17 protein-coding genes are annotated in these 13,482 nt (G+C 59.4%); all 17 read right to left on the bottom strand.

Annotated elements, in window-relative coordinates:
- Positions 1-38 precede the first annotated feature (38 nt).
- A complete protein-coding gene (locus tag ACTIEN_RS02265) occupies positions 39-809 on the bottom strand; it encodes an FCD domain-containing protein (RefSeq protein ID WP_439521478.1) in 771 nt (256 codons plus the stop codon).
- Between the two features lie 58 nt (positions 810-867).
- On the bottom strand, positions 868-1,314 hold the full coding sequence (locus ACTIEN_RS02260) for a molybdenum cofactor biosynthesis protein MoaE (protein WP_439521477.1): 447 nt from the start codon (positions 1,312-1,314) through the stop codon (positions 868-870).
- The gene (moaD, locus tag ACTIEN_RS02255) at positions 1,314-1,559 is read right to left on the bottom strand and encodes a molybdopterin converting factor subunit 1 (RefSeq protein WP_439521476.1); all 246 of its coding nucleotides are present in this window, start codon (positions 1,557-1,559) and stop codon (positions 1,314-1,316) included. Before moaD ends, ACTIEN_RS02260 begins: the two co-directional genes overlap by 1 nt.
- 4 nt (positions 1,560-1,563) lie before the next feature.
- Positions 1,564-2,223 carry a CDP-diacylglycerol--glycerol-3-phosphate 3-phosphatidyltransferase gene (gene pgsA, locus ACTIEN_RS02250; RefSeq protein WP_439521475.1) on the bottom strand — a complete coding sequence of 220 codons (660 nt, stop codon included), beginning with the start codon at positions 2,221-2,223 and terminating at the stop codon, positions 1,564-1,566.
- A gap of 91 nt (positions 2,224-2,314) precedes the next feature.
- Complete coding sequence (gene recO / locus ACTIEN_RS02245) at positions 2,315-3,061, bottom strand: DNA repair protein RecO (RefSeq protein ID WP_439521474.1); 747 nt, start codon at positions 3,059-3,061, stop codon at positions 2,315-2,317.
- Positions 3,062-3,070: 9 nt separating this feature from the next.
- Positions 3,071-3,409, bottom strand: coding sequence for a DUF1491 family protein (locus ACTIEN_RS02240; protein ID WP_439521473.1), 339 nt, complete (start codon positions 3,407-3,409; stop codon positions 3,071-3,073).
- A complete protein-coding gene (gene era, locus ACTIEN_RS02235; RefSeq protein ID WP_439521472.1) occupies positions 3,402-4,310 on the bottom strand; it encodes a GTPase Era in 909 nt (302 codons plus the stop codon). The genes ACTIEN_RS02240 and era overlap by 8 nt, the downstream gene beginning before the upstream one ends.
- Before the next feature lie 28 nt (positions 4,311-4,338).
- Positions 4,339-5,238 carry a DMT family transporter gene (locus ACTIEN_RS02230; protein ID WP_439521471.1) on the bottom strand — a complete coding sequence of 300 codons (900 nt, stop codon included), beginning with the start codon at positions 5,236-5,238 and terminating at the stop codon, positions 4,339-4,341.
- Positions 5,235-5,924, bottom strand: coding sequence for a ribonuclease III (rnc, locus tag ACTIEN_RS02225; protein WP_439521470.1), 690 nt, complete (start codon positions 5,922-5,924; stop codon positions 5,235-5,237). The genes ACTIEN_RS02230 and rnc overlap by 4 nt, the downstream gene beginning before the upstream one ends.
- A complete protein-coding gene (lepB, locus tag ACTIEN_RS02220) occupies positions 5,924-6,760 on the bottom strand; it encodes a signal peptidase I (RefSeq protein WP_439521469.1) in 837 nt (278 codons plus the stop codon). The genes rnc and lepB overlap by 1 nt, the downstream gene beginning before the upstream one ends.
- 71 nt (positions 6,761-6,831) lie before the next feature.
- A complete protein-coding gene (gene acpS, locus ACTIEN_RS02215) occupies positions 6,832-7,230 on the bottom strand; it encodes a holo-ACP synthase (protein ID WP_439521468.1) in 399 nt (132 codons plus the stop codon).
- Entirely contained in the window at positions 7,227-8,711 is a 1,485-nt protein-coding gene (locus ACTIEN_RS02210; protein WP_439521467.1) for an alpha/beta fold hydrolase, read from the bottom strand. Before ACTIEN_RS02210 ends, acpS begins: the two co-directional genes overlap by 4 nt.
- A gap of 9 nt (positions 8,712-8,720) precedes the next feature.
- Positions 8,721-9,473: a pyridoxine 5'-phosphate synthase gene (locus ACTIEN_RS02205; RefSeq protein ID WP_439521466.1), complete on the bottom strand. Its 753-nt coding sequence runs from the start codon at positions 9,471-9,473 to the stop codon at positions 8,721-8,723.
- Positions 9,474-9,499: 26 nt separating this feature from the next.
- The gene (locus ACTIEN_RS02200; RefSeq protein ID WP_439521465.1) at positions 9,500-10,153 is read right to left on the bottom strand and encodes a DUF2062 domain-containing protein; all 654 of its coding nucleotides are present in this window, start codon (positions 10,151-10,153) and stop codon (positions 9,500-9,502) included.
- Positions 10,154-10,173: 20 nt separating this feature from the next.
- Positions 10,174-12,312 carry a RelA/SpoT family protein gene (locus tag ACTIEN_RS02195; protein ID WP_439521464.1) on the bottom strand — a complete coding sequence of 713 codons (2,139 nt, stop codon included), beginning with the start codon at positions 12,310-12,312 and terminating at the stop codon, positions 10,174-10,176.
- Positions 12,313-12,351: 39 nt separating this feature from the next.
- Complete coding sequence (rpoZ, locus tag ACTIEN_RS02190) at positions 12,352-12,705, bottom strand: DNA-directed RNA polymerase subunit omega (protein WP_292289188.1); 354 nt, start codon at positions 12,703-12,705, stop codon at positions 12,352-12,354.
- Positions 12,706-12,779: 74 nt separating this feature from the next.
- Positions 12,780-13,343, bottom strand: coding sequence for a 2-amino-4-hydroxy-6-hydroxymethyldihydropteridine diphosphokinase (folK, locus tag ACTIEN_RS02185; RefSeq protein ID WP_439521463.1), 564 nt, complete (start codon positions 13,341-13,343; stop codon positions 12,780-12,782).
- Between the last annotated feature and the right edge of the window lie 139 nt (positions 13,344-13,482).

Below are 13,482 nucleotides of genomic sequence, written 5' to 3'. Positions count from 1 at the left end.
AAACCTTCGAAGGTTTTGGCGAAATGCTTTGAAGCATTTCAGCCTTTGGCAACCGTGTGTTGGTACCGTTGCCGGGCCACTGCCTCATGTGCCTCTGCCTTGCGGTTGTCTGCGAGGCAGGATTCCACATAGGTCAGGTGATCGACCACCGCTTGCCGCGCGTCCTCTGGTTCACGCGACTGAAGGGCATCGTTGATCGCACGGTGCTGGTCCAGCAACGTCGCCCGTGTTGTGCGTTGCCGGAACATGATCTGACGGTTGTAGAACACGCCTTCACGCAAGAGTTGATACATTGATCGCATCATGTGAAGCATGATGACGTTGTGACTGGCCTCGATGATGGACAGGTGAAACTCGGCATCGAGGGCCGCTTCATCCGCCGGATTGCGCTTTTGATGCGCGGACTCCATCCGTTCGAAAACGGTGTTGATCACCTTGAGATCCGTGTCAGAGGCCAGCCGCGCCGCACGTTCGGCCGCCAAGCCTTCCATGTCCTTGCGGAACGACAGATAGTCGAACACGGCTTCGTCATGGTTGGCGAACAACTGGATCAACGCATCGGAAAAGGCGGATCCCAGGACATCAGCCACAAACACACCGGCCCCCGCGCGGCTGGTCAAAAGCCCACGGTCCGACAGGTCGGCGATGGATTCCCGCAGGGACGGGCGGGACACGTTCAACCGCTCGGACAATTCCCGTTCGGACGGCAGGCGTTCGCCGGGGCGCAGGATGCCCTGAAGGATCAGCTTTTCAATCTGGCGTGTGACCGAGGTCGACAGCTTTTCCGGCGTGACGGGTTGAAAGGGCATGATGCTCGCAACTGAAACAAGTGGTCAATTGATATGACCAAACCACGAGCCGTACAAGTTACCAGCGCGTCAGCGCGTCTTCATCTTCGTCTTTGGCGGCCACCCAACTGGTTTCTCCGGTCGCGGCGTGTTCCTTTTTCCAGAACGGGGCGCGGGATTTGAGGTAGTCCATCAGGTATTCCGCCGCTTCGAATGCGTCCTTGCGATGCGGCGCAGCGGTGGCGACCATCATGATCTTATCGCCCGGTTCCATCCGCCCGTATCGGTGAATCACCAGAACATCCCCCAGCGACCAACGCACGCGAGCCTCGGCGGCAATGGTCTCGAGCGCCTTTTGGGTCATGCCGGGATAGTGTTCGATCTCCATTGCATCAAGCCCACCCTTGCCAAAATCCCGCACCACGCCGGTGAAGGTGACAATCGCCCCCATGTCGTGGCGGCCATTGGCAAAGGCCTCGGCCTCGGCGCCGAAATCGAACGGCGCGTCCTGAACGACGACCCTCATCAACCGCCTGTCATCGGCGGGAAGAAGGCCACTTCCCGCGCGCCTTTGATCGAGGCGTCAAAGTCGGTCAGTTCCTGATCCACGGCCACGCGCAGCGCGCTCAGGTCGGAAAAGGCAAGATCATACCGGTCTTCGCGGGCGCGGAGTTCGGTGATCAGATCGGTCACGGTGGCGGCTTCGGTTGTCACCGTTTCCTTGGGCAATCCGATCCGTTCACGGACCCATGCAAAATACAGAACATCCATCTGATCAATCCTTCAAAAACGGCACAGCCTTGCGGAAATAATCCCAACCCGTGAGCAGGGTCAGGAAGGCCGCAAGCCAGAGAAGCACGATGCCGACATTCCCTGCCCAGACCATACCGGCGTGTTTCCACCAAAGGCCATGCAGATCTTCGATTTCGCCTGTCATCACGCCCTGAATTATCTCGGGGCTCATCCCCATTGTGGACATGCCAAGGTAGTGTTCGAACACGCCTTGCGCGAACAGGACCGCGATGGCGACCATTTGCAGCGTCGTTTTCCACTTGGCCAGTTGAGTCACCTTCAAAGTGCCGGCCGTATCGCCCAGGAATTCGCGCAGGCCAGAGACAAACACTTCGCGGAACAGGATGAATGTGGCCGGCAGAACCAGCCAGGGGGACATCGACGAATAGCCCACGATCACCATCAAAGCGATGACCACCATCGCCTTGTCGGCAATCGGATCAAGCATCGCGCCCAGTTTGCTTTCCTGTTTCCACGCGCGGGCGAGGTAGCCGTCGAACCAGTCGGTGACCGCGGCCAGAACGAACAGGATCAGGGCGAACCAATCGGCCGCAGGGCGCGAAAAGTAGAGAAACATCAATGCCAATCCCGGCGCAGCCAGAAGTCGCAGAACAGTCAGGATATTTGGCACCGTCATGGTCATGACCTTTACCTATCGTGCCTGCGTGAAACTGAAAAGGCGGCGTTTTGGTGTTTTTCGGAACTTCACCTGCGGCGCACTCTGCCTGCTTTGCCTAGGGGGCTGGTTTGGGCGAGGGCGCGACGCGGTTCAATAGATCAAGATATCGGGCCCGCGCATCTGGAAGCGGTTTGCCCACCTGATCTGCGGCCAGCTTATGTTCCAGAAAATACCCCGTGAGGCCCAAGGCGGCGGCAATATCGGCATTTTCGGTCGCGCCACCGGCACGCAACGCCTGAGGCAGCGGCAAGAGCCGGTCTGCCCAGTCGCCTGCACCTTTGGCGGATACGGCGCGGCCGGACTTTGGCGAGACATAGATCAGGTTGTCCGTTGTGCCCGTGACAGCACAGCGACTCAGATCAAGGCCATATCCCAGATCCTCAAGAAGCGCGGTTTCCCAGCGCAGGTAGGCCAGTGGCCAGAGGTCTGTCTGGTCCAGCAGGTCCAGCAGGTTCTGGGTCTGTGCATAGAGGTCGGGATGTGGTTCGCGTTCGGGCAGCACAAAGGCCAAGAGCGCGAGTGTGGCGTTCAGACCGGCCAGCGTGGTCCGGTTCTGCATGGCAATCGCGGCGCGGGAGCGTTGGAGCTCTACCGTGAAGCTGCCCAGATGGTCTTCAAGCCGGGCACGCCATGCAAGGTCAAGCTGTGCGCCGGGTTGCAGGGTCGGGGCCACCTTGCGTGATGCGCCGCCACGGACCACGCCCGCATGACGCCCGCGTTCGGGCGTAAACACGTCGATGATCATCGAACTTTCGCCGTGTCGGCGGCTGCTGAGAAGGATACCTGTGTCGCGCCAGTCCATGCCGCGATGTTAGCCCGACAGCCCGTCTTCATCCAGAAGATGTCGTCCGGCGCGATCCTCGACCTCGATCACCCAGAGGTCACTGTCAAAACTGCGTTGGTTGGTGATACTGGAATCGACATCAGGTTCAGAACCGTCCGCGAGAACCTGCCATGCGCGCGCCCCGGTCATCAGGTCATATTGGCGCATGAATGCCTTTGCCTGGCCGTCCAGCGTGTTCAGTTTGACCAATATGGCCCCGGCGGTGTCGTCGCCATGCGCTGTGACAAAGGCGGGAATGTCGAACAGCGACAGACGGCGCAGATAAGCCTGTACCCAGAACCCGCTGGCCAGCCGGGCCTCAGCCATTGCCGTCCTTGAAATTCAGACCCATCTCGGAATAGCGCTCGGCCTCGTCCAGCCATTTCTCGCGCACCTTCACCTGCATGAAAAGGTGAATGCGGCGGCCAAGGAACTCTTCCAGTTCCTCGCGCGCGGCTTTGCTGATCGCCTTGATGGTTTCGCCCTTGTTGCCAAGAACGATACCCTTGTGACCATCGCGCACGACATAGATGATCTGGTCGATCCGGGCTGACCCGTCGTCGCGTTCTTCCCAGCTTTCGGTCTCTACCGTCAATTGGTAGGGCAATTCCTGATGCAGCCGCAGGGTCAACTTTTCGCGCGTCATTTCCGCGGCGATCATGCGCAGGGGCAGGTCTGCGATCTGGTCTTCGGGATACAGCCACGGGCTCTCGGGCAGTTCTGCTGCCAACCACTTGCGCAAGGCTTTCACGCCATGCCCCTTTTCGGCCGAGATCAGGAAGGTTTCGGTAAAGGGAAACTTCTCGTTCATCTGTTGTGTCAGCGCCAAGAGCCTTGGCGCCTCGACGCGGTCGATCTTGTTGATGGCCAGCGCAACGGGACGTTTGCCCACCACTTCGCCAAGGTTTTCAAGGATCGCTTCGACGCCTTCGGTGATGCCGCGATGCGCTTCGATCAGCAGCACGACGATATCGGCATCCGATGCCCCGCTCCATGCGGCGGCAACCATTGCACGGTCCAGACGGCGGCGGGGTTTGAACAGGCCGGGTGTGTCCACCAGAACGATCTGCGCATCGCCTTCCATGGCAACGCCACGAATGCGCGCGCGGGTGGTCTGCACCTTGTGGGTGACGATGGACACTTTCGCGCCGACCATCTGATTGGTCAGCGTGGATTTGCCCGCATTGGGCTCTCCGATCAAAGCGACGAAACCGGCGCGGGTGGTCATAGCAACATCCATATCCAGAAGTCCGGCCTCATACGCCAGATCGGGGTGCAGAGCCAGCCCTGTCTTTGCGGCCGCTGCGCACAAGGGTGTAGACGCCACTGCCGACAATCAGGGCGGCCCCGATCAGTGTGAGGCTGTCCGGGCGTTCACCGAAGATGAGATAGGCAAAGACGAGGGCGATCAGAAGCCGCGCATAGCGGAAGGGTGCAACGACGGACACTTCGCCCGTCCGCATCGCCTTGGTCAGCGCGCTGTACCCGACAAGTCCAGCTAGGCCTGTGCCCATGAGCATCGACAAAGCCGGAAGACTGGGGGCTGACAGTGGCCCGTTTTCGAAAAGGGCAATCACCACACCGGCAATAAAGACCATCAGAAACCCCAGAATGCCAAGCTGCGTTGCGGACACTTCGGGCGGGCTGGCACGGGTCATCAGATCACGACCCGCAAACCCGATCATCCCCAGAACCGCGAAGATCGCAGTTGCGTCAAAGCCCGACGGGGTGGGGCGCAGGATCAGCAGAACACCGAAAAATCCAACAGCCATCGCCATCCAGCGGCGCAGGCCGACTTTTTCCTTGAGGACGATAACAGCACCAAGCGTAACAACGAGGGGTGCGGCCTGAAGGATCGCGGAGGTCGTGGACAGAGGAGCAAAAGCAAGACTGAGAGCGAAGAACAGCCGCCCGAGGATTTCAAAGGCCGACCGGATCAAGAGCGGGCCTTCGATATAAGCGCGGCTGACCAGCGGTTCCCTGATCCAGAGTGCGTACAGAACGAAAAAGCCTATGCCGAAAAGCCCGAAAAGCATCGTCCCGACACCGGCAGACACATCGCCCGTGCCGGTGGCCGCCTTGAAGAACGCGTCTTCAATGGCAAAGCCCAGCATGGCGAGGACCATGAACAGGCTTCCGCGCAGGTTGTCGCTCAAGACGGGCTCTTTTCCAAACCGCGGAGCAACGCTTTTGCAGCCGCTTGTTCGGCAAGACGTTTCGATCCGGCCTTGGCTTCGGCGGATTGACCGTTCTCAAGGCGAACCGAGATCACGAAGTTCGGCGCATGATCAGGCCCGTCGCGGGATAGCTCGACATAGCTTGGTGGGGGCATGCCCCGCGCCTGCGCCCATTCCTGCAACGCGGTCTTGGCATCGCGGGAATCGTCTTCGACCGATCCGATCCGGTTCCCCCAAAGCCGCAGCACCATCGCCTTGGCCGTGTCAAAACCGGCATCCAGATAAACGGCGGCGATGACGGCTTCCATAGCATCGCCAAGCAGGGCCAGTTTGCGCCGCCCTCCGGAAAGCATCTCGGATCTTCCCAGCTTCAATGCTGCCCCAAGTTCAATTTCGCGGGCGACATCCGCGCAGGTTTCCTTGCGCACAAGCGCATTGAAACGAGGGGCAAGCTGACCTTCGGATGCGGTCTTGTCCCCGGCCAATAGGGCTTCTGCCATGACAAGGCCCAGCACGCGGTCGCCCAGAAATTCGAGCCGTTGGTTGTCTTCGCGATTGATCCCGGCGCGTGATGAATGGGTCACTGCGCGTACCAGAAGTTCGGGGCGTTCGAACCGATGCCCCAAGCGCTCGGACAGCGCCTGAAGGTCAACCGAGAGTTTCACTATTCGATCTTCTCGAAAAAGCGGTCGCCGCGCCATGTCCAGAAGAACAGCATGGACGATCCGGCGGACGAGAACATCACGCGGTTGGCCTTGCCGACAAAGTTCTCGAAGGGAACAAAACCGACACCCCCTGCCACGCTTGGTACACGGCTGTCAGAAGAGTTGTCCCGGTTGTCACCCATCATGAAGTAATAGCCTTCGGGGACCGAATAGACCGGAGTGTTGTCGGAACCCTGGTTGCCGATGTTCAGGATCGAATGGGTTGTTCCGTCGGGCAGGGTTTCCAGGAACCGTTCCTTGACGCAGGTTCCACCTGTTCCAACCGGACCATTGGCACAGCGCGGACGCAGGCCTTGCGGGCCTTGCGGAGAGGCGGTTTCCTCGAAGTCGGGTTGGGGTGCAATTTCGACACCTTCGCCGTTGATATGCAGAACACCCTGGATCATCTGCACCTCGTCACCTGGAAGACCGATCACGCGTTTGATGAAGTCACGCCCTGTCACAGGGTGACGGAAGACCGCCACATCGCCACGTTCGGGTTCGGACCCGAACAGACGGCTGTTGTCGCCGTCGGCCCAACCACACAGATCCTTGGCGTCGATGTCGATGCCGAAACCGGGCAGGTAAAGCGACGGGCAGGAGGCGTAGGAATAGCCGTAGGCCATCTTGTTCACGAACAGGAAATCACCGATCAGAAGCGTGTCCTTCATCGACCCGGACGGGATCCAGAAGGGCTGGAAGAACAGCGTCCTGAAGACCCCGGCGATCAGAAGGGCATAGACGATGGTCTTGATCGTTTCGACGATACCACCGCCTTTTTTGGTTTCAGACGCCATGATCCTGCCTTTTGCTCGATTGTCCCGCGCTACATGAGCGGGGGCGGCGCGGGTGTCAAGCCAAGGGGCCGTTACTTGGGACGGGCCTCGATCAGGACGGTGGCCTGCGCCCAGGGGTGGTCATCGGTCAGCGTGACATGAATGATCGCTTCGTGACCCGGTGGTGTCAGGTCATCCAGTCGCTTCCTCGCCCAGCCGGTGACTTCCATGATGGGCTGGCCGGTGTGCAGGTTGCGGACGGACATGTCTTTCCATGCGATGCCCATGCGCAACCCGGTTCCCAACGCCTTGGAACAGGCTTCTTTTGCGGCCCAGCGTTTGGCATAGGTGCCCGCGACATCGCGGCGGCGCTCCGCCTTGCGCTGTTCGGTTTCCGTAAAGACGCGGTTGCGGAACCTGTCGCCGAAGCGTTCGAGCGTACCCGCGATGCGGTCGATATTAGCCAGATCGGTGCCGATACCTAAGATCATGTGCCGCCTCCGCCTGGTGCAAACATGGGAAAGCTGACGCCAAGCGCCCAGGCAAGGATAATGCCAAGCGCCAGACCGGCCACCAATGGCCCAGCCTTTTTGCCAAATCCCCGCCCCATCGCGCCGTGAACGAAGAAAAACAGAACGATCACGGGCGCAATGATGATCAAAAAGAACAATCCCTCAAGATCAAGTGCGACTGCGATGCCAAGAGACACCAAGAGCGCGACTCGTGCCAGAATGCGCCGCCAGATCGACCCTTTCCAGACCAATTGTGCATCGGCCACCATGAAAGGGACCGCGCCCAAGATCAGCGCCGCGATGATCGGAAGGCGTTCGGCAATCGGAAAGAAATTCGCGCCATACCGGTCAAGCGCAAAACCGAACACACCAATTCCCCAGACCAGAAGCGCCAGCACTGCGGCGCCAATGGAAACGACCCCAGTCCAGCCAAAGACCAGACGCCCCCAAAGAAGCCGCTGCATCAGCAGGCTGAGCAGGCCAAAAATTCCAAGGTGGATGGCCAGGTAGTCTGCGACAAGGACCGGGAGAAGGCCGAAATCCAACGGGGCCGCAAGGAAGGGAGTGACCAAAGTGGGCACTGCAAGGGTTGCCACGAAGCGTGCCATAGTGGGCTGTTGGTTGGGGGGTAAGGTGTGCGACGCAAGGATCAGGCGCGCGAGCGGTGCTGACAGGATCGTAATGGCCGCCATCAACGCCAGGAACGCCCAGCCGGTCGGGGGAACAGCGGCGGGGGAATCGCGGTTGTAAGTGGCGTTCATCCAGGCAAGCGCCTTGGCACGGCCCACCCGTGATTGGAGGATCGCAACATGTTCCGTCAACGGCGCGACAAAGGCGGCGCGGACCACGTCTTGGGTGCGAACGACGTCGCCTTCGCTGGCTTGTGGATCGACCATCCGAACCGCGTCGACGCCGAAGTCGCGCAGATGTGGTTCCCATTGACCGGCAATCAGCAGCATGTTTCGCGGTTGGTGTGCCGTCACTGCTTGGGAAAATGCCGACAGAAGAACAAGCGGCCCGGTTTCAACCTCGGCCGCGACGCGGATCAGGATGTCGGTGGCCATCGAATGCCCCAACAGCGCCACTGGCTGACCGCCCGCCACATCCCGGATGACCGCTTTGGTCTGATCCATCAGCCGGCGCGTTGTGCCTTCGATCTGGGTTACATCCCCGGACATGGGCAACGAATGCGCGCCGTGGCCTTCGAAGTCGAACATATGCACACGATAGCCTGCCTGGGCGAGGACAAGGCCATATCCCTGCATCATCTCGCGTGATCCGGCAAAGCCGTGGGCTATGACGACGTCTGGACCATCGACATTATCGCGGGCCAACGTGGTGACAGGCGTGAGGCCCACAAGACGCTCGGTATAGGTCACTCCGGAACGGGCGGACTCGAGCACGAAGACCGAGACAGCGGCAATCAGGATCGCGATAAAGGCAAAGACCGTGCGTGTCATGGGATGTGATCAGGCGCGCGCGGCATCCATCAGGCGGCGCATTTCGTCGATAGCTGGACCCAGGCCGCGGAACACGGATTCGCCGATCAGGAAATGACCGATATTCAATTCCATCACTTCCGGGAACGCGGCCACTGGTGCGACGGTGTCATATGTCAGGCCATGTCCGGCATGCACCTCAAGCCCCAGTGAATGGGCATAGGCCGACATGTCGCGGATCATTGCAAGTTCTTTGTCGCGCTCTTCAAACCGGCCTTCGGCATGGGCATCGCAATACGCGCCGGTGTGCAGTTCGATTACCTGCGCGCCAATGCGGTGTGCTGCGGTAATCTGGCGCTCATCGGCACCGATAAAGATCGACACACGGCACCCGGCATCAACAAGAGGCGCGATGTAGCGCGCCAACTTGTCCTCTTCGCGGGCAACCTCCAGCCCGCCTTCGGTGGTCCGCTCTTCGCGCTTTTCCGGGACGATGCACACCGCGTGAGGTTTGTGGCGCAGGGCGATCTTCTGCATTTCTTCGGTCGCGGCCATTTCGAAATTCAAGGGAACACTCAGGGTGTCCATCAGGCGATCAATGTCACTGTCGATAATGTGGCGTCGGTCTTCGCGCAGATGCGCCGTGATGCCATCGGCTCCCGCTTCTTGGGACAATTGCGCGGCGCGCACGGGGTCAGGCAAGGTGCCGCCGCGCGCATTGCGCAGTGTCGCGACGTGGTCGATGTTCACACCCAGCCGCAAGCGGCCTGCAAAGTCAGTCATTTTCGCCTCCGTTGTTGAGGCTGAACCTAGTCGGCAGCCGACCCGTCGTCAGCCTGTTTCTTCTTTTTCTTCAAAGACGCCAGTTTCGCCTTGAGCGCGCCCTTTCGGCGGTTCTGATAGGCGCGGATCAGGGGAACAGACAGATAATAACAGATGAGGCCGCAGATGATTCCCGGAATGATACCGCCGACCAGCCAGGGAAAGAAAACCTCGTCATAGAAAATCTTGAGCCCGGCCCAGTTTGCCTCTGCCTCTGTGAAGATGGCCACCAGATTGCGCCAGAGATCTTCGCCGGCTTTCGCGAACTTGTAGCCGATGCTGCCGTGCGAATGCCTGATCTCTCCCAGGCCGAGAATCCAGTACCCTGTCTGAAGAGACGCGACACTGATCGGAACATAGGTCAGAGGATTGCCGAAGAAGGTCGATAGCAGCGCGGCAAGGATGTTCCCGCGCATCACCCAGGCGATGATGCCGGCCGTCACGAAATGCATGCCGTAGAACGGTGTAAACGTGGTGAGAACACCGGCAAAGATGCCGCGTGCGATGCGTTCGGGTGGGTCGGGCAAACGGTGCAGACGGTGCTGGACATAGCGCGCGGCACGACCCCACCCGCCGCGGGGCCAAAGCGCCTCGCGGAGGGTGATCAGGATCGAACGCCTGTCCCGCCGTTTGAATACCAAGTTGCGTCCCTTCGATCTACCTATTCGGCCGCAGCCGATTGCACCGACAATGCGGGATCCCGTCTTCGGACGACAGACGCTACATCACTTTCTGCTTCCAGCGCGGACATGACCGTATGCAGATGATTGGCATCGCTCAGGTCGATATCTACGAGCAGTTTGTAAAAATCCGGTTTGCGATCCACAAAATTCAAATCCGAGATATTGGCCTTTTGTTCCCCGATCAATGTGCAAATCCGTCCCAGGACACCCGCGTCGTTGCCGATGGTGAGTTCAAGAGAAACGGCATAGACTGGCGGGTGGTTCCCGCTTTCCCAGTGAAGATCAAGCCAGCGCGCGGGCTGGTCTTCGAAAGCGGCCAACGCGCCGCAATCAATGCTGTGAACATCCACACCTTTGCCGCGTTGCACGATCCCGACAATCCGCTCGCCCGGAAGGGGTTGGCAGCAGGGCGCTCGGTCAAAGGCCTGTCCGTGTTCAAGGCCGATCACGGCGCTTTGGAGTTCGATGAAATCCATCGGTTCGGGCGCAAGATCGGGATAGACTGCGGCCACGGCTTCGCGGGCGGACATTTCCGCACTGCCCAATCGTGCAAGCAGTTCCTGCGCATCCGGAATACGCAGGTTCCGCGCGGCCATCTCAAGCACCTTGTCGCTGGCCTTTTTGCCGACATTTTCGAAGGCCGACCGGGCCAGTTCGCGGCCCAATTGTGCAAAACGCTCCCGCCCCGCCTCGCGCAGTTCCCGGCGGATGGCTGATTTTGCCTTGCCGGTTGTCGCGATATCCAGCCAAGTGGCCTGCGGGCTTTGCCCCTCTGCGGTGACGATGTCGACCGATTGACCGTTCTTGAGACGGGTCCAGAGCGGAACGCGGATGCCATCAACCTTGGCGCCGACACAGCCGGACCCGATCCGCGTGTGAATGGCATACGCAAAGTCGAGCGGTGTCGCCCCGCGGGGGAGTTTGACGACGTCTCCCTTTGGCGTAAAGCAGAACACCTTGTCCGGATACATCTCGAGCTTGACCGCCTCGAGGAAGTCCTCGTGGTCATCCTCACCGACGAATTGTTCGGTGAGCGAGGCAACCCATTTTGCCGGATCAACGGCAAACGGGTTCTCGCTGCGCACGCCGTCGCGGTAGGACCAATGAGCAGCAACGCCGGTCTCGGCGACGTCATGCATTTGCCGTGTGCGGATCTGCACCTCAACCCGTTTGCCGTCGCGACCCGACACGGTGGTGTGGATCGACCGATACCCGTTGGACTTGGGTTCGCTGATATAATCCTTGAACCGCCCCGGAATGGCCCGCCACCGCTGATGGATCACGCCAAGCGTTGCGTAGCAGTCGGCCTTGGTGCGGGTGATGATGCGAAAGCCGTAAATGTCGGAAAGCCGGGAAAACCCGATCTCTTTCTCCTGCATCTTGCGCCAGATCGAATAGGGTTTCTTGGCGCGGCCAAAGACTTCGGCCTCAACCCCCGCCTTGTCCAGTTCGGATCGCATGTCACCGGTGATCCGGTGAATCACGTCGCCGGTCTCTTTCTGAAGGGTGATGAAGCGGCGAATGATGCTTGCACGTCCCTCGGGGTTGAGCACGCGGAAGGCCAGATCCTCCAGCTCTTCGCGCATCCACTGCATCCCCATGCGCCCGGCGAGCGGCGCATAGATATCCATAGTCTCACGCGCCTTTTGCACCTGCTTTTCCGGCTTCATTGCCTTGATGGTGCGCATGTTGTGAAGGCGGTCGGCGAGTTTGACGAGAATGACCCGCAGATCCTTGGACATCGCCATGAACAGCTTGCGGAAATTCTCGGCCTGTTTGGTTTCCGAACTGGACAGCTGTAGATTGGTCAGCTTGGTCACACCATCGACAAGCATGGCGACTTCGCTGCCAAAACGCCGGGACACTTCGGAATAGGTGGATTTGGTGTCTTCGATCGTGTCGTGCAGCAGGGCGGTGATGATGGTGGCGTCATCAAGCTGCTGTTCCGTCAGGATCGCAGCGACGGAGACGGGATGCGAAAAATAGGGTTCGCCCGAATGGCGAAACTGACCTTCATGCATCTCGCGGCCATAGTCATAGGCCGCGCGGATGAGGGCTTCGTTGGTCTTGGGGTTGTAGTTGCGGACAAGCGCAACAAGGTCGTCAGCCGCGATCATCGGCGCCTCATTCTCATGCGGCCCACATCGCGGCAGACCTTAGCCTTGGCCCTGCGCCTCCATCAGCGCACGCAGCAACTTTTCTTCGGAAAGATCGTCTTCGGCGGGCTTGTCGGGTTCTGCACCCATCAGCAACGCCATGGCATCTTCTTCCGGCTCATCGACTTCGATCTGGGTCTGATTCGATTCGATCAGACGCTCACGAAGTTCATCTGCCGACTGAGTTTCGTCCGCAATCTCGCGCAGCGCAACAACAGGATTCTTGTCGTTGTCACGATCCACGGTAATTGCTGCACCAGCAGCCACTTCACGCGCGCGGTGCGCGGCAAGCATCACCAGTTCAAAACGATTTGGGACTTTATCAACGCAATCTTCAACCGTCACGCGGGCCATGGGAACTCCAATTCATCGGGCAGCCTTTGAGAAATTGACAGATATCGCTCCGGCAGGGTGAATACAAGTCGATATCAGGATTCAAGCACAAGAATCTCGGCCAGATCCTCTGGCGAGAGCGCGTTGCACATCTCTTCTACGGTCCGATTCAGCACCGGATGCCGCCATTGTGGCGCAATATCCCGGAGCGGCACAAGAACAAATGCGCGATCCTGCAATCTGGGATGCGGAAGAATCAGATCATTTGGCGCGCTGGTCTTTTGCACCACCTCGGCCAAACCGTGCCAATGACCATAGGTTTCGGCATCCGGGAGAACCGCGTCGCCACAGGCGATCAGATCAAGGTCAAGCGTCCGCATACCCCAACGTTCTATTCGTTCTCGCCCGAACTTTGCTTCGATTCCATGAAGGATCGCGAGAATGTCGCGGGGTTGTATGTCGCACTTGAGATGGGCGGCGGCGTTTATGTAATCCGGTCCTGCGCCGGCTGGAAAACAGGGGGTCTGATAAAGGGCGCTGACCGCCACGATCTCTATGTTTTCTTGACGAATTGCTTCAATCGCCGCTTTGAGTGTCTCACTCGGCGGACCTTCGCCTGATGGCAAATTAGCTCCCAAGGCAATGTAAAAATCATTCATAAAGTTGTCATATAGGGGAGAGTGATCGGAAATCGCACCTTGCGAAGCTAGATCAAATCATTAGATCACGCGTCGCGGCTTGGCCATGAGCTTCGGACCAACCACTCCCGAATGTGGGCCAGGGCGCAACTTTATTTTG

It is taken from the genome of Marivita sp., assembly GCF_051859345.1.
GTDB lineage: Bacteria > Pseudomonadota > Alphaproteobacteria > Rhodobacterales > Rhodobacteraceae > Marivita.
The sequence above is the reverse complement of the archived record's forward strand: the minus strand, read 5'-3'. Positions and strand labels throughout refer to the sequence as shown.